At 49.7% G+C, this 25,027-nt stretch carries 23 protein-coding genes; 6 read left to right on the top strand and 17 right to left on the bottom strand.

Translation table 11 applies throughout. The features are described 5' to 3' along the window. Position 1: 1 nt before the first annotated feature. The 4 genes from WS_RS00115 (at position 2) to WS_RS00130 (ending at position 4,467) form a co-directional block, all read left to right on the top strand. Positions 2-1,831 carry a GGDEF domain-containing protein gene (locus WS_RS00115; protein ID WP_011137996.1) on the top strand — a complete coding sequence of 610 codons (1,830 nt, stop codon included), beginning with the start codon at positions 2-4 and terminating at the stop codon, positions 1,829-1,831. A 118-nt stretch (positions 1,832-1,949) separates the two neighbouring features. Further along, a complete protein-coding gene (locus WS_RS00120) occupies positions 1,950-3,068 on the top strand; it encodes a pyridoxal-phosphate-dependent aminotransferase family protein (protein WP_011137997.1) in 1,119 nt (372 codons plus the stop codon). A 2-nt stretch (positions 3,069-3,070) separates the two neighbouring features. Beyond that, complete coding sequence (locus WS_RS00125) at positions 3,071-4,123, top strand: NAD-dependent epimerase (protein WP_011137998.1); 1,053 nt, start codon at positions 3,071-3,073, stop codon at positions 4,121-4,123. Between the two features lie 11 nt (positions 4,124-4,134). After that, entirely contained in the window at positions 4,135-4,467 is a 333-nt protein-coding gene (locus WS_RS00130) for a VOC family protein (RefSeq protein ID WP_232501937.1), read from the top strand. On the opposite strand, the gene fdhD is transcribed toward WS_RS00130, so the two are convergent. From fdhD to WS_RS00165, 7 genes are all read right to left on the bottom strand, one after another. Then, positions 4,456-5,244, bottom strand: a complete 789-nt coding sequence (gene fdhD, locus WS_RS00135; protein ID WP_011137999.1) for a formate dehydrogenase accessory sulfurtransferase FdhD — start codon at positions 5,242-5,244, stop codon at positions 4,456-4,458. The genes WS_RS00130 and fdhD overlap by 12 nt on opposite strands. Beyond that, entirely contained in the window at positions 5,241-6,161 is a 921-nt protein-coding gene (locus WS_RS00140; protein ID WP_011138000.1) for a formate dehydrogenase subunit gamma, read from the bottom strand. Before WS_RS00140 ends, fdhD begins: the two co-directional genes overlap by 4 nt. 2 nt (positions 6,162-6,163) lie before the next feature. Beyond that, the gene (fdh3B, locus tag WS_RS00145) at positions 6,164-6,766 is read right to left on the bottom strand and encodes a formate dehydrogenase FDH3 subunit beta (RefSeq protein WP_011138001.1); all 603 of its coding nucleotides are present in this window, start codon (positions 6,764-6,766) and stop codon (positions 6,164-6,166) included. 10 nt (positions 6,767-6,776) lie between these two features. Next, positions 6,777-9,596: a formate dehydrogenase subunit alpha gene (locus WS_RS00150; protein WP_011138002.1), complete on the bottom strand. Its 2,820-nt coding sequence runs from the start codon at positions 9,594-9,596 to the stop codon at positions 6,777-6,779. Positions 9,597-9,646: 50 nt separating this feature from the next. Then, complete coding sequence (locus tag WS_RS00155; RefSeq protein WP_011138003.1) at positions 9,647-9,853, bottom strand: hypothetical protein; 207 nt, start codon at positions 9,851-9,853, stop codon at positions 9,647-9,649. Between the two features lie 306 nt (positions 9,854-10,159). Continuing rightward, positions 10,160-10,456 (bottom strand): YciI family protein, encoded by a 297-nt coding sequence (locus tag WS_RS00160; protein ID WP_011138004.1) that lies wholly within the window; start codon positions 10,454-10,456, stop codon positions 10,160-10,162. A gap of 64 nt (positions 10,457-10,520) precedes the next feature. Beyond that, the gene (locus WS_RS00165) at positions 10,521-10,901 is read right to left on the bottom strand and encodes a 4Fe-4S dicluster domain-containing protein (protein WP_011138005.1); all 381 of its coding nucleotides are present in this window, start codon (positions 10,899-10,901) and stop codon (positions 10,521-10,523) included. Between the two features lie 85 nt (positions 10,902-10,986). On the opposite strand from WS_RS00165, the gene WS_RS00170 reads away from it, so the two are divergent. Together WS_RS00170 and WS_RS00175 are read left to right on the top strand one after the other, a co-directional pair. After that, positions 10,987-11,448: a GNAT family N-acetyltransferase gene (locus tag WS_RS00170; RefSeq protein ID WP_011138006.1), complete on the top strand. Its 462-nt coding sequence runs from the start codon at positions 10,987-10,989 to the stop codon at positions 11,446-11,448. A gap of 61 nt (positions 11,449-11,509) precedes the next feature. Continuing rightward, the gene (locus WS_RS00175) at positions 11,510-11,695 is read left to right on the top strand and encodes a CCE_0567 family metalloprotein (RefSeq protein WP_011138007.1); all 186 of its coding nucleotides are present in this window, start codon (positions 11,510-11,512) and stop codon (positions 11,693-11,695) included. A 2-nt stretch (positions 11,696-11,697) separates the two neighbouring features. Here WS_RS00175 and WS_RS00180 read toward each other — a convergent pair whose 3' ends face one another. The 10 genes from WS_RS00180 to WS_RS00225 are packed head-to-tail and all read right to left on the bottom strand — an operon-like array spanning position 11,698 to position 24,998. Beyond that, positions 11,698-13,473, bottom strand: a complete 1,776-nt coding sequence (locus WS_RS00180) for a polysaccharide biosynthesis protein (protein WP_011138008.1) — start codon at positions 13,471-13,473, stop codon at positions 11,698-11,700. Further along, entirely contained in the window at positions 13,470-14,573 is a 1,104-nt protein-coding gene (locus tag WS_RS00185) for an aminotransferase class V-fold PLP-dependent enzyme (RefSeq protein ID WP_011138009.1), read from the bottom strand. The genes WS_RS00180 and WS_RS00185 overlap by 4 nt, the downstream gene beginning before the upstream one ends. Continuing rightward, complete coding sequence (locus tag WS_RS00190) at positions 14,570-15,181, bottom strand: acetyltransferase (protein WP_011138010.1); 612 nt, start codon at positions 15,179-15,181, stop codon at positions 14,570-14,572. Before WS_RS00190 ends, WS_RS00185 begins: the two co-directional genes overlap by 4 nt. Next, positions 15,178-15,783 carry a sugar transferase gene (locus WS_RS00195; RefSeq protein WP_041571935.1) on the bottom strand — a complete coding sequence of 202 codons (606 nt, stop codon included), beginning with the start codon at positions 15,781-15,783 and terminating at the stop codon, positions 15,178-15,180. Before WS_RS00195 ends, WS_RS00190 begins: the two co-directional genes overlap by 4 nt. Beyond that, entirely contained in the window at positions 15,764-16,930 is a 1,167-nt protein-coding gene (gene pglA / locus WS_RS00200) for a N,N'-diacetylbacillosaminyl-diphospho-undecaprenol alpha-1,3-N-acetylgalactosaminyltransferase (protein ID WP_011138012.1), read from the bottom strand. The genes WS_RS00195 and pglA overlap by 20 nt, the downstream gene beginning before the upstream one ends. After that, on the bottom strand, positions 16,927-18,759 hold the full coding sequence (asnB, locus tag WS_RS00205) for an asparagine synthase (glutamine-hydrolyzing) (RefSeq protein WP_011138013.1): 1,833 nt from the start codon (positions 18,757-18,759) through the stop codon (positions 16,927-16,929). Before asnB (WS_RS00205) ends, pglA begins: the two co-directional genes overlap by 4 nt. Positions 18,760-18,763: 4 nt before the next feature. Then, entirely contained in the window at positions 18,764-20,887 is a 2,124-nt protein-coding gene (locus WS_RS00210; protein WP_011138014.1) for an STT3 domain-containing protein, read from the bottom strand. Further along, positions 20,884-22,032 (bottom strand): glycosyltransferase, encoded by a 1,149-nt coding sequence (locus WS_RS00215; protein WP_011138015.1) that lies wholly within the window; start codon positions 22,030-22,032, stop codon positions 20,884-20,886. Before WS_RS00215 ends, WS_RS00210 begins: the two co-directional genes overlap by 4 nt. Further along, the gene (gene asnB / locus WS_RS00220; protein ID WP_011138016.1) at positions 22,033-23,889 is read right to left on the bottom strand and encodes an asparagine synthase (glutamine-hydrolyzing); all 1,857 of its coding nucleotides are present in this window, start codon (positions 23,887-23,889) and stop codon (positions 22,033-22,035) included. Then, complete coding sequence (locus WS_RS00225; protein ID WP_011138017.1) at positions 23,874-24,998, bottom strand: glycosyltransferase; 1,125 nt, start codon at positions 24,996-24,998, stop codon at positions 23,874-23,876. Before WS_RS00225 ends, asnB (WS_RS00220) begins: the two co-directional genes overlap by 16 nt. Positions 24,999-25,027 lie beyond the last annotated feature (29 nt).

Genomic DNA, 25,027 nt, shown 5'->3' on the forward strand with positions numbered 1-25,027 from the left:
TATGAGCGCTAAAAGGAAAATCCTTTTCATCAGCACGCTAGCCTTAGGACTTTTAACCCTGATGGTGGTGGTGCTGGTGACGCTCAGTTTTCGTGACTATGGTATCGCAAGTGCCAAAGAGAAGTCCAAGCTCACCGCAGAACTCGTCCGTGACGCGCTCACGGCGCACATGATCAATGGTGTGATGGATAAGCGAGAGTATTTCCTCGATAAAATCACTCGTTCTGAGAATGTCAAAAAGATGTGGCTCGTTCGTGCACCCAGCGTGGAGGCGCAATTTGGCCCTAGCCTTTATGGAGAATCGATGCGAGATGCAATCGATAGGAAGGTGCTTGAGGAGGGAAAGGCATCGGAGATTCTCAAAGAGAGTGCTAAAGAGGTGACATTGAGGGTGACGATCCCCTATATCGCCGATTCCAAGGGTCTCCCCAACTGTCTTAGCTGTCATGAGGCCAAAGAGGGAGAGGTGCTGGGGGCGATTTCGATGATCTTTGATATTGACTCTTTTAGGAGCACGGGACTCTCCACAACACTGAAGATTCTTGCCGCAGCCACGGCCCTGTTGCTTCTCACGGTCTATCTCGTGGGGCGACTTATCACCCCCTATACAGAGCTTTTTGAGGCTTTTAGAAAGAGCTTGCATCATGCCGAAGAGGGTGATTTCACCCATAAAGTTTCCACTCCGCTCAAAGATGAGATGGGAGAGCTCGCCAAGTGGCTCAATAGCCTCACTGAGAAGCTCCATCAAGTGGTGAGTGATATTGATCGGCGTATCTCTATTCTTATCGCCTATAACAAGAATCAATACAACTCCAACCCCCTTATTCGCACCAAAGAGATCATTGGTGAGCTGGCGGATGTCTATAAATTCCGACGCAATATTGAGCTTTTGGACAAAAAAGAGGAGGTCTATGACAACATTACGGCCATCTTCCTCTATAAGCTCAACCTCAAACGATTCACCATTATTCAGGTGCAAAATGGCATTGAAGAGCTCATCTATCCAAGGGATGAAGAGGAGGCTGGCTCTACTCTATTGCAATTTAGCGCACAATATGTCCATGCAATCCCTCTCTACCGAGATAGCGCTAACAATGTCTTTAGTGGCTATATGCCTAAAGAGAATGAATATTACATCAATGCCTCTTTTGCGATTTCTCCCTCCGTGCTCTGGCAACTCTCCTTTGCTTTTGATCAATACAAAGAGTATGAGCGCGCCAAAAATCTCGTCTCAGTGATCTACAACTATCTTGATGCAGCCAAGGCGATCTTGCACACAAGAATGCTCATGGAGATGCTCAAAGAATCCTCTTTGCGTGATCCGCTTACGGGGCTTTATAATCGTAAATTTCTTGAGGAATATATTGAGAGCGCGACTCACCAAGCCCTAAGAAGTAAGACCACCTATGCGATTTTGATGATTGATGTTGACTTTTTTAAGATGGTGAATGACACCTATGGGCATGATGTGGGGGATCAAGTGATCAGCGGACTCTCAAATATCATCCAAAACACGATTCGTGAGGCAGATTTGGCGGTGAGATTTGGCGGGGAAGAGTTTATCGTGCTCCTCTACAATAGTGCACCCGAAGGAGCAGAACGAGTCGCTCAAAAGATCAGAACTCGATTCTCTGAGATGGTTTTTGAGGTCAATCATGAGCGCTTCAGCAAAACGCTAAGCGTAGGAATCTCGATGTTCCCCGAGGATGGACCGACGGTGTGGAGAGCGATCAAGTTCGCCGACATTGCTCTCTATAAAGCCAAAGAGAGTGGACGAAATCAGGTGGTGCGTTTTCACTCAAGCATGTTGCCCGATGGATTTAACTACTAGAATCTTCCCCTTTGCGCCTAACTCTTTTGCCAATATTTTGAGCCACCCCTCCCCTCTTCTTAGCTGGCTTTTGGCTATAATTCCCCCACTATTTCACCCCCAATTCTAGGAGAATCTCATGTTGCTATTCACTCCCGGTCCTACCCCCGTCCCCGAATCGATTCGTGTGGCGATGGGTGAGCCGACGATTCACCACCGAACCCCTGAGTTTGAGGCGATTTTCGCCAAGACAAGAGCGCTTTTGCAGGAGATGCTTGGCATGAGCGAGGTGCTGATGTTGGCGAGCTCGGGCACGGGAGCAATGGAGGCGTGCGTGAGCTCTTTGAGCGCCAAAAAGGCCCTCACGATCAATTCGGGAAAATTTGGCGAGCGTTTTGGCAAGATTGCCAAAGCCCTTAAAATTCCTAGCGTAGAGATCAAAAATGATTGGGATACGCCCGTTTCTCCTGCTCAAGTGATGGAGGTTTTAAAGAGCGATTCAGAAATTGATGCTTTTTTCATTCAGGTGTGCGAGAGCGCAGGAGGTTTGCGCCACCCCGTAGAGGAGATTGCTCAGGCGATCAAGGCATACAACCCAAATATTATGGTCGTAGCGGATGCGATCACCGCGATGGGCGTGGAGAAGATAGAGACCACCCACATTGATGCGCTCATCGGTGGTAGTCAAAAGGCTTTCATGTTGCCCCCTGGTATGAGCATCATCGGCCTTTCAGCCAAAGCGGTGGAGAAGATCGAGGAGAGGGATGTGGGCTACTACTTCAACCTCAAAACCGAAATCAAGAATCAGCGCAAAAACACCACCGCATGGACGGCTCCCACCACGCTCATCATTGGGCTTGGGCGATATTTGGAGATGGCCAAAGAGCGTGGCTTTGAGAGAATCTATGAGGAGACGCGCGCTAGAGCGTTGGCCACTCAAGCGGCAATGAAAGCTTTGGGGCTTGTGATCTTCCCTAAAGCACCTGCCGTGGCGATGACGACCGTCATTGATGAGGAGAGTGCGGAGGGGATGCGAAAGCTTCTCAAGAAAGAGTATGGAGTCAATCTTGCAGGCGGCCAAGACCATCTCAAAGGAAAGATTTTCCGTATTAATCACATGGGACTCATTGAAGTTTATGAGAGCGCTTGGGTGGTCAATGCATTGGAGCTAGCCCTAGATCGACTAGGGAAGCGAAAATTTGATGGAAGCGCCAATCGTCTCTTTTTAGAGACCTACTATAAGGAATTGGGAGTTTAGAGATGAAGATTCTAGTCACAGGAACGGCGGGCTTTATCGGCTCGCATCTGGCAAAAAGGCTTTTAGAGCGTGGCGATGAGGTCGTGGGGCTAGATAATATCAATGACTACTATGATCTTAGGGTGAAGTATGGGCGATTGGAGCGAGCAGGAATTGAGAGCTCTTCTATTGAGTATGGCAAGCTCCTCTCTAGCGCCACAGAGTCCAACTATCGATTCGTTAAACTCAATCTAGAAGATAGAGAGGCGCTCCATGCGCTCTTTGAGCAAGAGAAGTTTGACAAAGTCTGCAATCTCGCTGCTCAGGCGGGCGTGCGCTACTCTCTCACTAATCCTTATGCCTACATTGACAGCAATATTGTGGGTTTCATTAATATTCTTGAAGGGTGTCGCCACTTTGGCGTGAAACACCTCGCCTATGCCTCCAGCTCCTCTGTCTATGGACTCAATGAATCGATGCCCTTTAGCACGAGTGACAATGTGGATCACCCCATCAGTCTCTATGCAGCGAGCAAAAAGAGCAACGAGCTTATGGCGCACACCTACTCTCACCTCTACAAGATTCCGACCACGGGTCTGAGATTTTTCACTGTCTATGGTCCTTGGGGACGCCCTGATATGGCGCTTTTCCTCTTTACCAAGGCGATTTTAGAGGATAGGGCGATTGATGTTTTCAATCACGGAGAGATGCTTCGAGATTTCACCTATGTGGATGATATTGTGGAGGGAGTGGTGAGAGTGATTGACAACCCGCCCATGGGTGATCCAAACTGGAGCGGCAAACATCCTAACCCGGGAAGCTCCAAAGCCCCTTACAAAATCTACAATATTGGCAATAACTCACCCGTGCGTTTGATGGATTTTATCACCGAGATTGAGAAGAATCTAGGCAAGGTGGCCAAGAAGAACATGCTTCCTCTCCAGATGGGGGATGTACCTGCCACCTATGCGGATGTAAGCGATCTTGTGGAGAATCTCCACTACAAGCCTAACACTTCCATAGAAGAGGGAATCGCCCGTTTTGTGAAGTGGTATCGGGAGTTTTTTAGGGTTTAAAAGGGAAGGCGATGATAGAACGACTCGACCACTTTGTTCTAACCGTAGCCGACATCCAAAGGAGTGTAAGTTTTTATACGGAAGTGCTTGGAATGAAAGAGATTGACTTCGCTGGGCGTAAAGCATTAAGCTATGTTGGTGGGAAAATCAATTTGCATGAAGTTGGCAAAGAGTTTGAGCCTAAAGCTAGACATCCTAAAGCTGGTTCTGCTGATCTATGTTTTATCACTTTAGAACCATTGTCAAAAGTAGCAGTCATTTACGTGCGAAAGGCATTGAGTCATAGAGGAAGCGGTGAGCGGCACTGGAAGTCGCTCCCCCCTCCTCTCCCTCTATATTCGTGACCCTGATGGGAATATATTCATCTTCTCCCCTCTAGCAAAGCCCACTAGAGTCACCCCTAGCTCTTGGGCTGTCTTGATTCCAAGAAAGGTTGCTGCTGCCCTAGAGACAATCATGGGAATGTTGTGCATGACAGCTTTAACCACCATCTCCATGGAGAGTCTTCCGCTCACCACTAGCACAGCCTTCTCTGTATCTATTCTCCCTAGCCTGGCTTTACCCATCACCTTATCAATTGCATTATGACGACCAATATCCTCAGCCGTGATCTTGCTTCCATCTTCTAAGAGAAGGGAGGCTTTATGAACGCAGCCTGTCTCATGAAAGAGATGGCTGCTCATCTCAAACTCTTCCATCCCTTCCCAGATTCTCTCCAAAGAAATCTGCATGGGAGTAGCGATGAACTTTCTTAGGACATTGCCTTCAAGATTCCCCGTCACTCCGACACAACAACCTGAAGTGAGTGTCTTCTCTTTGAAGAGATTGGTGATGTTCTCATGGTTGATGAGAGCCTCTACATAGACAGAGCTCCCATCAGAAGAGATTTGAACACTCTTTAAGTCTTCGATCTTCTCAATCACCCCCTCACTCATCAAGAAGCCCACCGCATGAGCATCTTGATCGGAAGGAAGAGACATCATGGACATAAGCTTGGTGCCATTAAGATAGAGAGAGATTCTCTCCTCTTTGATCACCACATCTTCCTCCTCGGCGAGCACTCTCTGATCGCCGATTCGTTCAATCACCACCTTTTTAACAAATCTATCGGTGTGTCTCATACTTTCCCCTCCGCCTGCAACTCTTTATAGTAGAAACTATGAAGAATCGCTACCTCCTCTTCACCCATATGACCATCTAGGATGGAGTGCAATGCACCCTCAATCGCAAAGGCTGCCATATAGATGTGAGTCATAAGGAGAGCCACCACAGCAAACCCCACTACATTGTGCAAGATCGCCATGAGTCTTAGGGTCTCAATATTGCCCTCTTGGAAGAACATCACATAGCCACTATAGACCATGAAGAATCCTCCCATCGTGCAGACCCAGAACCACATCTTCTGACCCGCATTGAATTTGCCTGCAGGAATAGGTCTCTTCACCTTGCTTAGATACCCTCCAAGAATGAGCATCCAGTCGATGTCATACATCTTAAAGAGAGCGTGCTTCACCCACATGATGAACATGAGGGGACCAAAGATCGCAAAGATGATCGTGGCTAATCCATGCACATCTCTAGCGAATCGAATAAAAGCTCCACCCCCTAGGGCATCTCCAAAGACCATCAGAAGTCCTGTGATGCAAAGAAGCACAAAGGGAATCCCTGCAATCCAGTGCACCATGATGTTGAAGGTGTTAAAGACCTTGATCTTCTTCCCCTCATGAGAGAATCGCTTGGGTCCAATCACCATATAGTGACCTAGGAAGACCAAAGGGATAGCGATGATGATCGCTAGGAAGATAAGAGCAAAGTAACCACTTTGCAAGAAGGTGAAGAGCTCTCCTAATCCTCCTATTCCTCCAATCTCTCCAAGACCTAGAATCCCTCCACTTCCCCAAGTGGGGATTGCCTCAATCATGGGCTTTCCATAGATTTGGGTGTTGTAGCTGAAATCCAAGGGCTCCTTGAGATTCTCAGAAGCTTGTGCCCCCAAGGCTCCCAGAAGGGAGAGGAGGGGCAATAGAGGCTTTTTCATTCTTAATCCTTGTAGGCTTGTGACCAGGTGTAAGGAACACTGGCTGTTCCACTGCCTCGCTTGAGCACTCTCTCACGAATGATGAGCGAGATGCTATCAGAATCTCCTGCTAGGAGTGCCTTGGTGGAGCACATCGCTGCACATACAGGGACTTTGCCCTCAGCGATACGATTCTGTCCATAGAGCTTATACTCCTTCTCGCTGTGAGTCTCTTCAGGACCTCCAGCACAGAAGGTGCACTTATCCATAGGTCCTCTTGAACCAAAGATTCCACTCTTGGGGAATTGAGGAGCACCAAAGGGGCAGGCATAGAGGCAGTAACCGCATCCAATGCACTTCTCTTTGTCATGCAATACAATCCCATCGGCTCGAACATAGAAGCAGTCCACTGGGCAGACCTGAGCACAAGGGGCATCAGAGCAGTGCATGCAGGCAATAGAGAGGGATTTCTCTTTGCCTACAAGACCTTCATTGAGGGTCACCACTCTTCTTCGGTTGACTCCCACAGGAAGGTGATGGGCCTCTTTACAAGCCACATCACATCCATGACAATCAATACATCTAGCCTCATCACAATAGAACTTGACTCTAGCTTGACTTTCCATGCTTCACCCCCTACGCTTTTTCGATGCGGCAGAGGCCGCACTTGGTTTCAGGAGTACTGGTGTTGATGTCGTATGCATCACTTGTGATGGTATTGCATGATTCACCAATAACATAAGGCTCTGTGCCTGCAATATGATACGGAACCAGTGACTCTCCTTGATACATTCCTCCGAAATTCTGGGGGAGGAAAACACTTGTTTTGTTGACCTTGTAGCTATGTCTCGCTTTCACGAGAATCTTTGCCCCATTGGTGCCGTGCACCCAAACCATGTCACCATGCTTCACGCCTAAATCCGTGGCTGTTTCGGGATGAATCTCCACAAACATCTCAGGCTGAACCTCGGCGAGGTAATGAGCTGATCTTGTCTCTGTGCCTGTGCCAAACTGTGCTACTAGTCGTCCAGAAAGCATATTAAGCGGGAACTCTTTGGTCCAATCTTTCTCTTTTTGGCGGCTCTCATAGCGAATATTTGCCCTAAAGTGGTTGGGCTTGTCTTTGAAGGTTGGATATTGGCTAATGAGATCGTGTCGAATTGTGTAGATGGGTTCACGGTGTTTAGGAATCTGATCCGTCCACTCCCAAACAATCGCTCTAGCTCTACCATTACCCATAGGGGAGAGACCTGCGGCGAGTGCTTTTTCAACCAAGATATTGGTGGTGTCAGTCGCCCATGTCTTGCCTGCCACTTTGGCTTTTTCCTCTTCGGTGAGGGCGATTCCAGTGATAGCTTCGACATTTTTATCGGTGATCATGCTATGACCGCCCTTGAATTTTGAGCCGGGCAAAGAGCTGTCCTGGCTGGCCAACAAACTTTCTCCTGTGGGTGACACATCACCCCATCGAACCCTAAAGCCAAGACCTCCATCCATTACAGGGATGCTGTCATCCCATAGATTTGGTGTTCCAGGATGCTTTTCGCTCCAGCAAGGCCAAGGAAGACCATAGTATTCGCCTTTGACGGGGCCGCCCTTTCCTCTGAGGGTGAACTTATCAAACATATGCCAGTTTTCTGCATGAGCCTTGAGTCGTTCTGGAGTTCTGCCTTGGAAGCCGACAGTTCGTATAGCCTTGGCCACCTCTCTAGTCGCATCATCGGGCCATACAAAGTTTCCTTTGCCATCCCCCAAAGAGCGAGTGTACTCCTCATAGAATCCAAGTCGCTTAGCTAAATCAAAGAGAATCTCTTCGTCAGGTCGACACTCAAAGAGTGGCTTCATAACCATGGATCGCCACTGATAGCTTCGATTCGTCGCTGCGACTCTTCCGCTGGTCTCCATCTGTGTGGCGGCAGGAAGGATATAGAGATTATCTTTTCGGTTGGTGAGGGCGGCTGCATCATTGAAATAGGGATCAAAAAAGACGACTAAATCCATCTTGTCTAGAGCGTCTTTGGTGGTATCCACGCGTGCGATCGTAGAGATTCCGCTTCCCACGACAATCAAGGCTCGAAGTTTAGTGCCTGCATTGTGGGGGATGTTCTCCTCTTCAGTCACCCCATATCTCCATGTGGATACACTGAAACCTTTTTTATGCATCATATCAGGGGTCTTAAAGCGTTTTTGCATTGCTTCGAAATCCACTTTCCAGATTCCACAGAAGTGATTCCATGCATTTTTGTCTAACCCATAATAGCCAGGAAGACTGTCGGCTAGGTTGCCCATGTCGCTCGCGCCTTGGACATTGTCATGACCTCGTAAAACGTTAGTGCCTCCACCTCGTTTGCCAATGTTTCCAAGAATCATCTGTAAAATAGGGGCCAAACGAGTGTTGCTTGTACCTGTGGTGTGCTGGGTGAGACCCATCCCCCAGATCAGTGAAGCAGGCTTGGCTTTAGCGAAGATCTCCGTGATCTCAATAAGTTGTTGGGCGGGCACGCCTGTGACCTCTTCGACCACTTCAGGGGTGTACTGTTCGCACTCTTTAAGAATCTCTTCGTAGCCAAATAGGCGTTGTCGAATAAATTCTTTATCTTCTAGTCCATTTTTTACAATATGGCGAATCATCCCATACATGAAGGCGACATCCGTGCCATTGCGCAATCTCACATAGTGATCGGCTTTAGTTGCTGTTCGACTGAAGTGGGGATCCACAACGATGATTTTTGCTCCTGCCTCTTTAGCGCGCAAGATATGCACCATGCCTACAGGGTGATTCACTGCGGGATTTCCACCAATGATAAAAATCGCCTTGGAGTGCATCATGTCTGCCAAGTGATTGGTCATACCGCCATATCCAAGGGTATTGGAGACTCCAGCAACTGTTGGGGCATGGCAGATTCGTGCGATGGTATCGAGATTGTTGGTGCCAAAAAAGGCGGCAAACTTTCTAAAATAATAGGATTGTTCAATCGAACACTTGGAGCCGCCAATGAACATGACGCTATCAGGGCCATATTTTTGGGTGAGATCCTGAAGCTGCTTGGCAATCTTATCCATGGCGCTATCCCATGAAGTTTTACGCCATTTTCCGCCAACTTTCTCAATGGGGTATCGAAGTCTTGTTTCGCTTCGAGCCTTATCAATCATATCGGCGCCCTTGCAGCAGTGACCCCCTTGACTAATGGGGTGATCTTGAGCGACCTCTTGGCGTACCCATACACCATCGACCACTTCCGCTATAATTCCACATCCGACCGAGCAATAGGTGCAAATCGTTTTTACCTTTTTGGACACTGGGTATTTTTCGATTAACTCTTGTTTTGTTGCAGGTCTAAGCACTTTGCTTTGGTCGGAGCCAACCGCTTGACTCACGCCTGCGACTCCTGCTAAAGCCGACATCTTTAGGAACTTTCTTCGATCGTTCCCGCGTCCGCTTAACGCTTCACTCATGACTTCCTCCTTGTTGTTAGATTTGAAGTTCAACTTGACGCTTTGCCTTGTTAATGTGCAATACTAAAATACTCTTCCCAGTGAGGACTCTTTTGGTAGAGGATTTCGGTCTTCTTGGATTTTCCTCGAGTGAGCTCTGGTGAGGCTTTAGGTTCATTATTGCAGCCACTGAGCACGATAGCTCCGCCTGCTAGCAACACTGAAGTCTTTCCAGCCTTCACTAAGAACTTCCTTCGGGAGTTCTCTTTAACTTCCATGCGGATTTCTCCTTGTGTGAGGATTGAGTGATGAAATTTTCTCCTTCGAGAATCGCACACGCGACCTAGGGGAGAAGGTGGCCATATGGGAACACGTTGAAAAGAGTGTTTTGGTTGCGGTTGGTGTCGGAGTATGTTTAAGTGCTCAGCACTTCTCCTGACCGATATGGCAATAAAGCCATATAGAGTATTATCTCCCTAATTAGGTAAAATTTATCTTAACATTTTTATTTGAGCGAAAGGAGGAGGAGCAAAGAATCAAAAATTCGATCGAATCTCTTGATTCTTTGGGTTGGAGGAGTGTGATTATTGGAGGAAGGCGCTTAGAGATTCGGTATGTTTGACGGGGGTGAATTCCACCACTTGATAGCTGGCTGCGTTGTTTTTGGCATAGGGATCTTTGGCGGTGAATTCCATCGCCTCTTTGGTGTCCTTGAAGATTCCTAGGATGATTCCGCCAACGCGCGGGTTCATGGGTCCAGAGGCGAGCAAGATGCCCGCTTCGTAGCCTTTTTGCAAAAAGGCGCGATGTTCGGGAAGAATCGCATCAATAATATCCAGAGGCTTGGTGTAGGTGACTGTGATCACAAAAAGATTTTTCATAGGGTTCCTTGGGCGTAGGCAAATTTAGAGAGAGAATCCTAGCCCCAAGAGACCCAAAATCCTCTTAGGCGCTCACGTTTTTGTGTGCCGCTCTATCCTCTTGCGAGATACTCTCTCGATAGGGCTTGGGGCTATTTTCGGGGAACATGAATCCCTTGCTTTTGTGCTCCCTGATGCCATAGTTTCCGCCCTCATGCCCGCTTTTGTAGTAGTCGTTAAATTCCGCTATGTAGGGCATATCCCAGACGATAGCACCCTCGGTGGGGCAGATGTCGGCACACTTTGGCACGGTACTATCGGCACACTCGATGCACTTTTCGGGCTTGACATAGGTGTGTTCAAAACCTGCGATAGGAGCGTCATCCGCGCTAACAATAGCTGTGGCGGGGCACTCCTCGATACAGGAATCGCAATTGATACAGGAATCAGTGATCATAACAGCCATAGGTTATCCTTTTAATGGGGTTTTGAGTCGATGTTTCATCGATGTTATTGCATAATAGATTCCATTCATGAAATAAGGAGGAGAGATGGAGTTGCTTTGGGCGAATTTAGAGGAGGAGGCGCATGAGCGTGCTTGCGTCAAGCTTCTGAATGACTATATTTTAGATCCCATGGGAGGCGGAGAGCCCCTAGAAAAAGAGCAGGCCTTAAAGCTTATTGAGGGGCTGAGAAAAACTCCTAATGTTGAGATTCTTTTGGCCTCCATGGAGGGGGAGTTTGTGGGGCTTTGTACCCTTTTTGTCAACTTTTCGACCTTTAAGCAAAAGCCCTATTTCAATCTTCATGATGTGATCGTTTCACCTGAAGCTAGGGGAAAAGGGGTGGGGCGGAGTATGCTGGAGCACCTCATCAAAGAGGCCAAGAGACGGGATTATGCCAAGGTGACTCTGGAGGTGCGCGAGGACAACCAAGGCGCTCAGACACTCTATCAGAGTCTAGGCTTCAGGGAGAGCGAGCCGAGAATGTTTTTTTGGAGCAGGATGCTCTAAGATGTTTTTGGAATGTTTTATGTGATTGAATCCTCTAAAAAGTGCGAGAGGATTCTTAATCATGGGCGAAGAGGAAAAGAGAGAGCTAGCCAGACTCAAACGACTCGCTAGCGAGGTAGCCGCAAAGATTCATGATGTGGTTGAAGAGACTCTTTGGAGCGACTACAAGCTCCTAGAGCCCCTCTCTAGGGAGCTTATTGAGGCCTGTGAGAAATATTATGCCTACAAAAGAGAGCACTCTTTGTAAAATCAGGCTTTGTGGTTGAACTCGACCACAATCTCTTTGAGCTTGGTAACCTTGTTGGAAGCTTGGATGAGCTCTTTTATGTCGCGGTTGAGCTTATGAATGTCATAAGGCGTGGGGCGAGCGACATGGATTGATTCGTATTGGGTTTTTTGCTCCGAATCATCAATTAAGAGCTCTTCGTATAGCTTTTCACCGGGACGAAGACCTGTGAAGACGATCTCAATCTCCTCCTCTTTTTTGTAGAGTTTGAGCATATTTTTGGCCAAGTCAACGATCTTCACTGGAGCGCCCATGTCAAGGATGAAGATCTCTCCACCTTTGGCGATGGCAGCGGCTTGGAGGACAAGGCGGCAGGCTTCAGGGATGAGCATGAAGTAGCGCGTGATCTCAGGATGGGTGACGGTGATGGGGCCGCCCCTGTCAATTTGCGCTTTGAATTTGGGCACAACACTTCCGCTACTTCCTAGCACATTTCCAAAGCGAACGGCCACAATCTCACTCTTTTTGCTATCCACATTTTGGGCATAAAGCTCCACCACGCGCTTGGTTGCTCCCATGACATTGGTGGGGCGGACGGCTTTATCGGTGGAGATGACGACAATCTTGGGAATCTCGCACTCAATCGCACAATCAATAACGTTTTTACTTCCTAATACGTTGTTTTCTACGGCGCTGTACATATTCCCCTCGCAAAGGGGGACATGCTTGTAGGCCGCGGCGTGAAGAAGAATATCAGGCTTCTCTTGTTTAAAAAGCTCCAAAAGACGCTCTTTTTCAAGGATGCTAAACATCACGGGCAGGATGTTGAATTTTTGTAACTCCTCAGTGATGGCGTAGAGGTTGTATTCGGAATGATCAAGCAAGATCACCTTCTGGGCGCCAAAATTGACACACTGCCTTGCAATCTCGCTTCCAATGCTCCCCCCGCCCCCTGTAATGAGGACGGTTTTGTCGTGGATAAACTCCTTGATCACGGAGCGATCGAGGTCTTTGGGGGGGCGAGAGAGGAGGTCTTCGATGGAGACATCCTTGAGGGGCTCATCTTCTTTAAGGGTCGTGGCGATCTTGATATCGGTGATTCCTAGGGCATGAATCTCTTTGAAGAGCTTCTCCAAAGGAGGCTTGGCGTACTCCTTGGTGAGGACGGCGGTGGAGATTTTATGCTTGGTGATGAGCTCGCTACAGGAGGACATGGGATAGACGCGAAGATTGGCGATGTAGGTCCCCTCAATCTTGGGATTATCATCGATAATCGCGATGGGATAGACGGGAATCTCTCCGCTTAGGGCGCTTTTGACAAGGTTGGCAGCCTGGGTGCCTCCTCCAAAGATGAGGGCGACTTTAGGGGAGTGTTCGCGGACATTTTCTAGATAGACGCGCTTGGAGATTCGGATAGTTCCGATGAAAATAACCGAGAGGACAAAGTCAGTGGCAATGACGCTCTGGGGAAAGTAGTCAAAAATCTCTGGAGAGAAGAGGGTTAAGCCAAAGAAGATTCCATAGGACAAAAGGTGGGCATAGAGAATCCGAAGCGCTTCGATGAGGCCAAAGAAGCGCCATGCTACAAAATAGACGCGAAAGAGTCCCAAGGAGAGGATTTTCAGCGCGATAAGGGAGAGGAAGAGAAGCTTGACATTCGCATTAAACTCCAGGGGCACCTCAAAGCTGAATCGCAGGTCATAGGCAAGGGTGAGGGTGAAGTAGGAGACGAGAATATCAATGACGAGAAAAAAGAGAATCCTCTTTGTGTTGCTAGGGCGCAGGAGAGAGGAGCTCATAGGGCCTCGCTCACCCAATGGGCGATCTTCTCTACGGTCGTCCTATCCATCGCTGTGCCGCTAGGGAGGCAGAGTCCGCGAGCAAAGAATCGCTCGCTTGTGCCATCGACGAAGGCTTTGGATCCTTTAAAGAGGGGCTGGAGATGCATCGGCTTCCACAAGGGGCGCGATTCGACTTGATGCGTTTCGAGGTGTTTCATCACCCTAAGAGGGTCAGCCTTTTTAAAAAGAAGCGTGGTGAGCCATCGATTCCCTCTAGAGTGAGGAATCTCTGGCATGAATTCCACCTCATCTGGAGATAAGAGCTCCTGATACCAACTAAAAATCTCACGCCGCTTCTGCACGCGCTCCTCCAAAACTTCCATCTGTCCCGCGCCAATGGCGGCGACCACATTGCTCATGCGATAGTTGTAGCCAAAGTCGTAGTGTTCGTAGTGAGGAAGGGGTTCGCGCGCCTGGGTGCTGTAGTAACGCGCCTTCTCCATCGCCTTGTTCTCTTTTCCCACAAGCATCCCGCCGCCGCTTGTGGTGATGATCTTGTTGCCATTGAAAGAGTAGATGCCAAAATCACCAAAGGTGCCTGTTTGGCGACCTTTGTAGGTGGCACCAAGCGATTCGGCGGCATCTTCAATGAGGAGGATTCCCTCCTCTTGGCAAAGGGTGGCAATCTCTTCGATCTTGGCGCATTGGCCATAGAGATGCGTGAGGATGAGCGCTTTGGGCTTCTTCTCTAGGGAGGCAATCGCTTTTTTAAGAAGAGAGGGGGAGAGATTCCAACTCTCCTCATCGCTATCAATAAAGACGGGAATTGCCTTTTCGTAGAGAATCGCCGCGATGGAGCCGATGAAGGTGAAAGAGCTAGCGAGCACATAATCCCCCTGCCCCACTCCGCCAACCCTGAGCGCTAGATGAATCGCTGCAGTACCGCTAGAGAGCGCAAGAGCGCTTGGCGCTTGGGTGTAGCGCTTGATGCTATCCTCAAAGGCGTTCACAAAGGCCCCTAAGGGAGCGATATAGTTACTCTCAAATACCTTTTGGACATAGGCGAGTTCATTTCCGCCCATATGGGGAGGAGAGAGGAAGATTCTAGATTCGTTCATGGCAATTCCCTTTTGGCAGGATTCCCCACCACTTTTTTAAAGCTTTCAATATCATTGATGACGACACTTCCCGCGCCAATGACGCAATATTCACCAATGGTGAGATTTTGGATCACGCAGGCACCAATCCCCAAGTGGCTGAGACGCCCTACCCTCACCCCGCCTGCACAGGCCACTCTGGGGGAGAGATGGGCAAAACTCCCAATCTCATTGTCGTGCTCCACCACCACTCCGCTATTAAGGATCACGCCCTCTCCGATGGAGGTGCTCGCATTGACGATGACTCCTGCCATCGCCACGCTCCCTTCGCCCCAAATGGATTCACGTGAAACCGTGGCGTGAGGGTGGATTAAAATCGGGAGATTATACCCCTTTTCTTTAAGAATCGTGAAAATTTTGGCTCTAGTTGAATTGTCTCCGATTCCCAAAGCAACGGGAGTTTCGGGGAAGCGCTCAAAGAAGGTTTGGCTTGGGATGGAGCGAAGATTAAAGAGCTCTTTGGGTTCTTTGGCATCATCCACTAAAGCGATAATCTCATAGCCTAGAAGCTGGGCGATCTCGCCCACCACTTTGCCATGGCCACTGGCGCCATAGAGAGCGATTTTCATGCGTGTCCTTTGAACTTTTCCATTGTGGCACTGGTAGTTGAGCTAATCCCTTCACGCTTGAATACTTTTTGGGCGGTGAGATAGAGAATCTTCATATCCAGCCAAAAACTCTGATGCTCCACGTAGTAGAGATCAAGTGCAAATTTCTCTTCCCACGAGATGGCGTTGCGGCCATTGACTTGAGCCCAGCCCGTGATTCCAGGGAGCACATCGTGGCGTCTTGCCTCCTCTTGGCTATAAAGGGGTAGATATTCGACTAAAAGCGGTCTTGGCCCCACAAAGCTCATCTCCCCACGAAGGACATTGAGGAGTTGAGGAAGCTCATCAAGACTGAGGGAACGGATGCGTTTCCCTATGCCCGCTAAACGCTCCTCATCACTCAAAAGATTCCCCTCCGCATCACGTGCATCACTCATGGTGCGAAATTTGAAAATTTTGAAAATTTCCCCCCCTTTGCCGGGACGCTCTTGCCTAAAGAGGACAGGAGAGCCGAGGTGCTTTTTAATAAGCCACGCACAAAGGAGCAAAACAGGGCTAAAGAGCAGTAGTAAAATGAGCGCTAGCACGCGGTCAAAAAGGGGCTTAAAGAGTTTTTTGTAGATCACCTCTCACCTCCTTGTAGAGCTCTAGATGGGCTTTGACGATGATGCTCACATCAAACTCCTTTTGAGCGATTTGACGCGCTTTTTCACCCATGCTGAGGCGAAGTGCAGGATTTTGCACGAGATAGTGAATTTTTTGCGCCAAGGCCTTGGTGTCCCCTACGGGCACCAAAAACCCATTTTCTCCCTCTTTAACCACCTCTTTGCACCCCACCGCCAAAGAGGTCACCATGGGCTTGGCAAGACTAGAGGCTTCTAGGAGAGTGCGGGGGATCCCTTCGCGATAGCTTGGTAAAACAAAAATATCGCATAACGCCATAAGCTCTAAAATATCCTCTCGGTGCCCCAACCAAAGCACATGGGGAGAGTAGAGCTCTTTGGAGGAGACGCAGGAGGGGTTCCCCTCATCGGTGTCACCCACAAAAAGAAAGGCAAGGTGAGAATCGGAGGTGAAAGCCCCCAAAAGGCGCGCTGCTTCGTAGTATTCGCGCACCCCTTTGTGGGCGATGGCACGCGCGACCATGAGAACCACATGTTTCTTCTCTAAGCCCAGCTCTTGGCGATAACGCACCAGGGTGGAGGGGGAGATGAGGGCGGGATCAAAGAGCTTGGTGTTGATTCCTGAGCCTTTGATGAGATGGGTCTTGGAAGACTCCACGAGTCCTTTTTGGATGAAGAGTTGGCGGTCATCCTCGTTTTGAAAGACCACCTTTTTGGCGATTTTAAAGACGATTCGGCTGAGTGTTTCGATGAGATAGCGAATCGCCCTAGATTTGAATGACTCTTCGATATAGAAGCTCCCTAGCCCCGTGACGCTGCAGATGACATAGGGGATGGAGGCGATTTTGGAGGCTAGAGTGCCATAGATATTGGGCTTGAGCATGAAAGTATGCAGAATATCGGGTTTGAGTTCGGAGAGCTTTTGGGCGATGGAGAGAAGCGTTTTGAGCTCCTTGAAGGGATTGAGGCTCTCGCGTGAAATCTCATAGCTGATGGCTTTGATTCCGAGCTCTTTAAATCGATCAAAATATTCACCCTTGGGGCACATCGCGATCACTTCATGCCCCTCTTTGCGAAGGGCCTCCATGATGGGTCGGCGAAAGAGATAGAGATTCATATCTAGGTGGGAGAGGAAGAGGATTTTCATTCACAAGCCTTTTGATAGTGTTCATGCCACACCTCTAGACTAAAGAGGCTCCAGAGCATCTTGGCGCGTTTTTCGGGGGCAAAATCTTGAGGTTTATCAAGGAGAGCATCGACAAAACGGCTCTCGATAAGCTCCCTGGAGAGGCAATTTTTGGAGAGAGAATCAAAAATAAGCTCTTTTAGCTCCCCCTCCACCCAAGCTCTAAGGGGCACCTCAAAGCCTCGCTTTGGCTGTTCAAGAAGGGCATGGGGAAGATATTTTTTGGCCAGTTCGCGGAGAATGAATTTGGTACTCTTCCCGAAAATTTTATACTCATCCTTGATTCTAGGGGCGACCTCTAGGAGGGATTTGCCAAGAAAGGGAGAGCGACCCTCTAGGGAGTGCGCCATGGTCGCGATATCCATTTTTGGAAGCAGATCAGAGAGAAGGAGGTTTTGGCTATCGAGATAGAGCATCTTGGAGAGGGACGAGAGGGAGGAATCCTCAAGGATTTGCGTGATCTCTTGATCAAGTGTTTGCGTGTGAGGATTGGGGCTAAAGGCGTAGGCATCCTCAAAGCTGTCAATGGTGGCGGAGAGGTAGAAGTCAAGTCCTCTTTTTCGGCTCATCGCTAGGAGTCGATGGAGGTAGTTGTAGAGAGATTTTTTCTCTTTAGGCAAGGGAAGCAGGGGCAAAAGGAGGCTTAGAGGGCGAGCCAGTTTAAGCCATCCATGGCTCATGGGCACATAGCGACGATAGCCGCCAAAGAGTTCATCCGCTCCATCGCCATTGAGGATGACGGTGAGATGTTTTTTGGCCTCTTGACTCACATAGTAGCTAGGAATCGCCGAGCTATCCATGAAGGGGCGTCCATAACAAGCCAAGATTCCCTTCACCTCCTCCTTGAGTTTGGAGGGGTTGAGGTGCAAGGTGGTGTGGTCGGTCTTGTAGCGCTTGGCGACAAGCTCGGCGAGTGAAGATTCATCATAGGCTCCTTCAAAGGCGACTGTGAAGGTTTTAAGCTTTGGGGTGAAGAAGGAGGCTAAAGCGGTGATGAGCGAAGAGTCGATTCCTCCACTAAGGAAGCTTCCCACCTCTAAATCGGAGCTCTCTAGGCGATTCTTTACACTCTCTTTAAGCGCGAGTTCGACCGCCTCCTTGGAAGCCTCAAATCCCTCAATTTTAGGGGCTTGATAGAGGGAGAGCAGGTCAAAGTAGCGCTGGGGAGAGAGGGGCCTTGGATGGTGCAGGTCGATGAAGGCGTAGGAGCCTTGGGGGAGGGATTGGACTCCTTGATAGGGGGCTCCATCATGAGGGAAGAATCCGCATCGAAGAAAGGCAGAGAGTTTTGCGTGATCGATTTGTAGAGGTTTTAGGGTGAGGAGGGCGTTGAGTTCGCTGGCAAAGAGAAACTCCTCTCCCTCTTGATAGTAAAAGAGAGGTTTTTTCCCCATGCGATCGCGTGCAAGGAAGAGCTTGTGGGTGCGCTGATCTAAGATGGCCAAGGCAAACATCCCATCCATCCACTCCAAAGAGCGCTCTCCAAAGCGCTCAAAGAGGGCGAGAATTGTCTCCGTGTCTGAGCGGGTGGAAAAGGGGTAGTCTGCCACCTTGGCTCGCAGCTCTAGGTGGTTGTAGATTTCACCATTAAAGACGATGGAGAGATGGTGACGATGCATGGGTTGCGCCCCTGCGGGACTCAGGTCTTGGATGGAGAGGCGCGCATGAAAAAGATTCACCCCTTGGTGGCTAAACTCCCCATGACCGCTGGGTCCTCGATGCGCTAGGGCGGCGAGGAGTTTTTTTGAAGAGAAGCAAGAGGAGTTGAGGGTGCCAGCGATTCCGCACATGGTTTTATCTCTTTAGTTTATAGATTTTCGCCCAAGGCGAAGAGAGAATGGGTTCAAACAGAGTGGAATCGTAATCCCCCAAGGCAAAAAGTTGGATGAAAAGAGAGTGGAAGTAGTGCTCATCCGCAAGAAAAATAGCACGCTGATTCTTCATATAGACCGCATAAAGCGGAGCCGCAGAATCAAGCTTGAGGCTTTTGGAGTGAACCTCTCCCTCCTCTTCTTGGGTGATGATAAACTCTCTTAAAGCTACCCTTTCACCGCTTTGAAATTCCAAGATGCCTTCGGTTTTGTCAATCCTAAGCCCACGCCCTAAATCGATGAAATCTTTTTGGTCGATAAAGTTTTGGGTGTAGAAGAAAAAGCCCGATTCCTTGGAGTGGCCCGTGGAGAGGTCAAGGTGGCTAAAGAGATCGACCGTGGGAAGAATCTCCATCATTTTGAGGGGAAGATAGTAGTAGATTTCACGACTCTTGGGAGGTAAGGGCAGGGCGTCTTGGCTGAGGGCTTCTAGGAAGGCGTTGGGATCGCTAAAGCCGTAGTGTTCCATTATTTTGGCTACCACCTCATCGCCATTCCACCCCTCCTCGAAGGAGCGCTCGGTGAACTCCACGCTAAGGCGCGCCATGTTGGCCGAGGCGAGGGCATTTTGGCTAAGGAGGGCGTAACTCACGGGGTAGTTGATGTTTCCTGCGTGTTTGGCGCCATCGATGAGGGTTTTGACATCGCTATAGTAACGGAGCCCATAGCCATAATCCCACCAAGCCATCACATAATCTTCGCGATTGGCGATTCCCTTGAAGGTTTCAAGAAGGTGCACCTCTTTGGCCTTGAAGACAGGCGGGATTTGATAATCGAGGATGTGATTGAGATTAGGCCAAAGGGCAAGGAGTGTGGCTAGGGCAAAGAGGGGAAAGCGCCAAAGTTTTTGAGGGATTTGAGCCAATATTGATTCGATTAAAAATCCCAAAGAGAGCGCCATGAAAGGCACCGCAAAAAGGGTGAATCTAAGCCCACTCTTCATCCCCAAAAAGCCCAACGCTACAAAGGGGAGGGTGAGCCAAAAGAGGGGGCGTTTGAAGGCGAGTAGAAGATAACCCAAAAGAGCAAGGCCAAAGCTTAAAGGATGGCCGCTGATACGAATGGCTAGCTTCTCCAAAGAGAGGGTGCTTGCCTCGCGAATAGTCTGCACCACGCTATAGAAGTGGAGGCTAGGAGCGCTTGCCTCAACGCTTGGGCGAAAGAGGTAGACCTCTAGCTGATACCAAAGGGGAGAGAGAGCCCCCCCAAAGAGCACCCAAATAAGAAGAGCCAGCGTGAACCATGGCGCGAGGGAGGGGTTTAGAGAGGGGGTTTGAGCGATCCAAAAGCCCAAAAGGATCACCACGCCTATCTGCAAAAAAGAGGGATTGGGGAGGCATAGAAGCAGAATTAAAGAGAGGGCGTGCCAGCGCTTGGGATTTGATTCTTCAAAAAAAAGAAGATAGAGGATTCCAATGAGAAAGACTCCGACATAGAGATTGGCAAGGCCGTTATGCCAAAGGACGGAGGCGATTCCAAAGAGGACGGAGAGAATCCAAAAGAGCGCCCTAGGCTCTTTGAGGAATTTAAAGAGAAAATAGAACATCCAAAGCGGAAGCACCAGCACCAGCATATCCGTGTCGTAGTAGCCTGCCATGGTGCGATTGTAGTAGCTCACCGCCACTCCTCCAAGCAGTGCGCCAAAGAATCCCACATTTCTAGAGGCAAGCTCTTTTCCTAGCAGGTAGAGGGGAAAGACGATGGAGGCGCCAAAAAAGAGAGGCATACCAAGAAGCAGTGCTTCAAGACTAAAAGGGGTGAGATGGTAGAGCCAAGCGGTGAGAAGGGAGAGGGGGGTGTGCAAGGGAGAGAGGTCATTTTCTTGGTGGAAACCTGCGATGAGGTCGCGCGCGCCCTCGGCATAGTAGTAGCCATCATTGGTGTTGATCATGAGGATTCCCTTGTGAAGGAACTCCTCATAGGCTCCAAAATCGACCACCCAAGCTAGACGTGCTCCTAGGGCAAAGAGAAAGAGGAGGAGGGCTAGCCCTATATCTAGGCTTGCTTGGCCCCTATGCGGAGGCGAAGAGAGGGGCTGTGGCTTCATGAGAAGAGTGCTTTGAGATAGGATTCTTGGATGATCTCCTTGGAGAAGCTCTTGGCGCGATCAAGGAGTGATTCTTTGGAGAAATGAGACTCTTGGCGGAGGAGCTTTTGCATCGCCTCCACCATCGCTTTTTTGTCATTTTTGGCCACAAGGATTCCATAGGGGGTGAGCTCTAATCCCTCAAGGAGAAGCTCTTGGGGGCTTTGAGGGGCGAGAATCTCCCTAGGACCACTGGGGCAATCGGTGGAGAGGATAGGAATCCCTAGGGCGAGCGATTCGACCAAGACATTGGGGAAGCCCTCGTGGTTGGAGCCAAAAAGGAAGGCCTGCGCCCCTTTGATCCAAGGGTAGGGGTTGGGTTTAAAGCCCACAAGATAGACCTGATTCTCTAGACCTTTGGCGTGAATGAGAGAGAGAAGCTCATCCTTTAGCTCGCCCTCTCCTAGGATATAGAGCGCCACGCTCTCTCCCCTGAAAGTCTCCATCGCCTCAATGAGCAGGCGATGATTTTTGCCCCTATCGAGCCTTCCCACGCTTACAAAAGTGTATCGATCCTCGCCCTCTAAAGGAGTGCTCTCCAAAGAAAGGGCTTGGATGCGCTCTAGGTCAAAGGGGTTGGGGATGGTGCAAAGGCGCTTGGGGGTGATTCCAAAATTCTCTTGCAGGTCTTTGGCGTTGCCTTGAGAGTTGGCGATGATGAGTGGAGCCTTGGGGTAGAGGGAGCGAATGAGAAAACGGTTGATTCTCGCCCCTAGAGAGTCACCAGCGTATTGGAGTGAGGGGGTGGCGCGCTCACTGAGGATGATTTTGGAGCCTCCGCCCCCAAAGGAGGCAAGGAGATTGACATAGTTGGGGCGGCTCATCAGGGAGAAGGAGTGGGTGATCTGATGCTTCTTTAGGAATCGAGCGTATCGGTAGGCCAAAAAAGGGAGCTTAAGAAGTTTAAAGAGACCTTTTTCATGGACTTGGTTGCGCCCTAGGATATGGAGGGGAACCCCATGAATTTCAAAGGCGACAATCTCTTCAAAGAGGACGAGATGAACCTCAAAATGTTCTTTGAAGGAGGGCAGGAGCGTGGATATGACGCGTTCGGCTCCCCCGCCTCCCATGGAGTAGAGGAGAACGGCCAAGGAGGGGCGACTCATCTAGCGTGCCTTCTCTTGCCACATCAAAAAGACGAGGATGAGCCAAAGCTTATTGACATTGACGGGCTCCCCTCTTTGGAGTTTGCCAAGCTCTCTTAGGACATAGCTTGGGTTGAGCACGCCAGAGCTTTTGAGTCTCTCAGGGGTAAAGTGAGTCTCAAAAAGGGAGCGTAAATCTTGGCTAAACCACTCAAACATCGGGATTCCAAAGCCCATCTTGGGGCGTTCGATCATCTCTTTGGGAAGGTAGCGCTCAAGAACTTTTCGCAGGATATATTTGGTTTTGCCCTCGCGAAATTTCATGTTAAAGGGAAGGCGTGCGGCAAATTCGGCAATGCGGTGATCCAGTAGAGGCTCCCGTCCTTCAATAGAGTGAAACATGGTCGCTCGATCAACTTTCACCAAAATGTCATCCACCATGTAGCGTTCATAATCCCATGACATCATCCCCTGCATGGGGTGAATCCTCTCGCCGACTTTAAAGGCTCGGCTCTTGGGAGGGAAGGTCTCCCCTAGGAGCTCTTTGATCTCATAGTTTTTGGAGTTGTGCACCAAGAGCTCGTAGAACTCTTCCAAATCCTTAGCGCGCAGCATCTCGCTGAGTTGGTTGAATTTGTGCTCTAGGTTGCGCACTTTAAAGAGATAGCCCGCCCTCTTGGCTCCAAAGCTCTCCATGGCTCTTCCTGCGAAGGCTCTTAGGGGATAGGGGAGGGAGAGGATCTTGCGCGAGAGGGAGTGGGCGATGGGATAGCGCTCATAACCGCAAAAGATCTCATCTCCGCCATCAGCGGAGAGGACGACCTTCACTCCGCTCTCCTTGGCCACCTTGGAGACAAGAAGCGTAGGAATCCCGCTACTATCGCCAAAAGGCTCATCGTAAACTTCAGGGAAGCGATAGAGAATCTCTCGCGCCTCTTCAGCGCTTAGGATTCGTTCCGTATGCTCGGTGCCAAGATGCTCGGCGACCCCTTTGGCGTAGAGGGCTTCGTTGTAGCGAGGATTCTCAAAGCCGATGGTGAAAGTATGGATATGACCATGGTGCTTTTGTAAAATCGCTGCCACTAAAGAGGAATCGATTCCTCCGCTCAAAAAGACTCCCACGGGCACATCCGCCACCATACGAAGCTTGAAGGCATCCACCAAAAGCTCTTCTAGCTCATCAATAAGCTCCTCTTCACTCTTTTCAAAAGGGGGCATCTCCAAGAAGGTGTGGATGCTCCAATAGGGCTTCACCTCGATCTTGCCCGCTTTGAAGCGGAGATAATGCCCAGCAGGGAGCTTGTGGATGGCCTGATGGATGGAGAGATTGGAGCTTATATAGCCGAATTGAAAATATTCATAAAGCCCCGCTTGGCTTAGCGCTAGGTTGGGTTTGATGGCGGTGATGGCGCGTAGCTCGCTAGCAAAAAGAAGCTCGCCCCCTTCAAAATAGTAGTAAAGAGGCTTCACTCCTACTCGGTCTCGATAGAGGAGCAGCTCCTCTTTTCTCTTATCCCAGAGGGCAAAGGCAAACATCCCGATGAATTTATCCACGGCTTTTTCGCCCCAGCAGTGCATCGCTTTGAGGATCACCTCTGTGTCTGAATCGGAGAAGAAGGTGTAGCCAAGCCCTAGAAGCTCTTTTTGGATGGCGCGGAAGTTATAGACCTCACCGTTAAAGACAATCACGAGATGCTCAAACTCCATGGGCTGATGGCCTGCGTGGCTCAGATCGAGGATGGAGAGGCGGGTGTGACCAAGCGAGAAGCCCTCATCACAGTAGATTCCTAGATCATCAGGACCTCGATGGCGGATGCTTTGGAGCATCTCTTGGATGGCTTGGGGGTGGTTTTGGCTGTAGCCTACGATTCCGCACATGTTAGGATGGCCTTGGTGGAGTTTTGAATCATTGCTTCAAGGGAGAAGAGCGTGACGATTCTCTCTCTCGCCCTCTCCCCTTCTGTTTTGAAATCGGATTCTATCATTAAAGCGAGTTTTTGCGCCAACATTTCGGAATCTTTAGGGGGGATGAGCGTCCCCACCTCTCCAAGGATGACGGAGGTATCGCCCACATCGGTGGCAATGGGGGCGAGCGCGCAGGCCATCCCCTCGGCGATGGAGTTAGAGAAGCTCTCTGTGAGCGAAGAGGAGACGAGAATATCCCAGCCATTATAGACCTCTTCCATCCTCTCCACTCCACCCAGCCAGATGAATCGCTCCCCTTCCTGCCCCAAAATCTCTAAGCACTCTTTTTGGAGTAAAGGGTCAATCTCGCCTGCCGCAAAGAAAAGAACCTTGGGGTAGCGAGAGAGGATGATTTTGGCCGCTTTGGCTAGGTAGGGATAGCCCTTGGCGATATCCATCCTTGCAGCGATTCCGATGGCGATTTTGTCTTTGAGATGGTAGCGCTGGCGAAACGATTCTCGAAGCTCTAAAGAGGGGGAGAATCGCTTCGTGTCAATGCCGTTGTGAATCACTTGGGCTCGCTTCATGCAGTAGCCAATGTGTTTATGGTAGGCAAGCGAATGGTGAGAGTTGGTGATGATTTTGCTCGCAAAGGGGCTGAGGAGCTTTTGGGCGGCATAGTAGAGGCGACTCTGCCATCCATAACTCTTCACATCCATATCACTAGAGCGAAATCCCCAAAGAATCTTGGGAGAGCGCTTGAGGAATCGTGAGGCCATCAGCGAGAAGAGATTCATCTCGGGCAAAAAGGAGTAGATGGCCTTGGGGTTTTGCTCTTGGATCAAAGTGCGATAGCGCCTAAGGAAGCTAAAGTCGCTTCGCCCTCTTTTGTGCAAGCAGAAAATCTCCACGCCGCTCTCTTTGAGCTCTCTCTCTAGCTCACCGCCCCCATAGAGGGTGCAGAGGGTGAGGGCGAAGCGCTCTTTGTCCAGTCCTTTGGCTAGCTCGACCATCTGCCGCTCTGCTCCCCCTTTATGGAGAGAGCGAATCGCCAAAAATAGTCTAAAGGGAGGGGGGTTCATGGATTCTCCTTGGAGATGATTTATGGGAT

Origin of the sequence: Wolinella succinogenes DSM 1740, from assembly GCF_000196135.1 — a bacterium.
GTDB classification, from domain to species: domain Bacteria; phylum Campylobacterota; class Campylobacteria; order Campylobacterales; family Helicobacteraceae; genus Wolinella; species Wolinella succinogenes.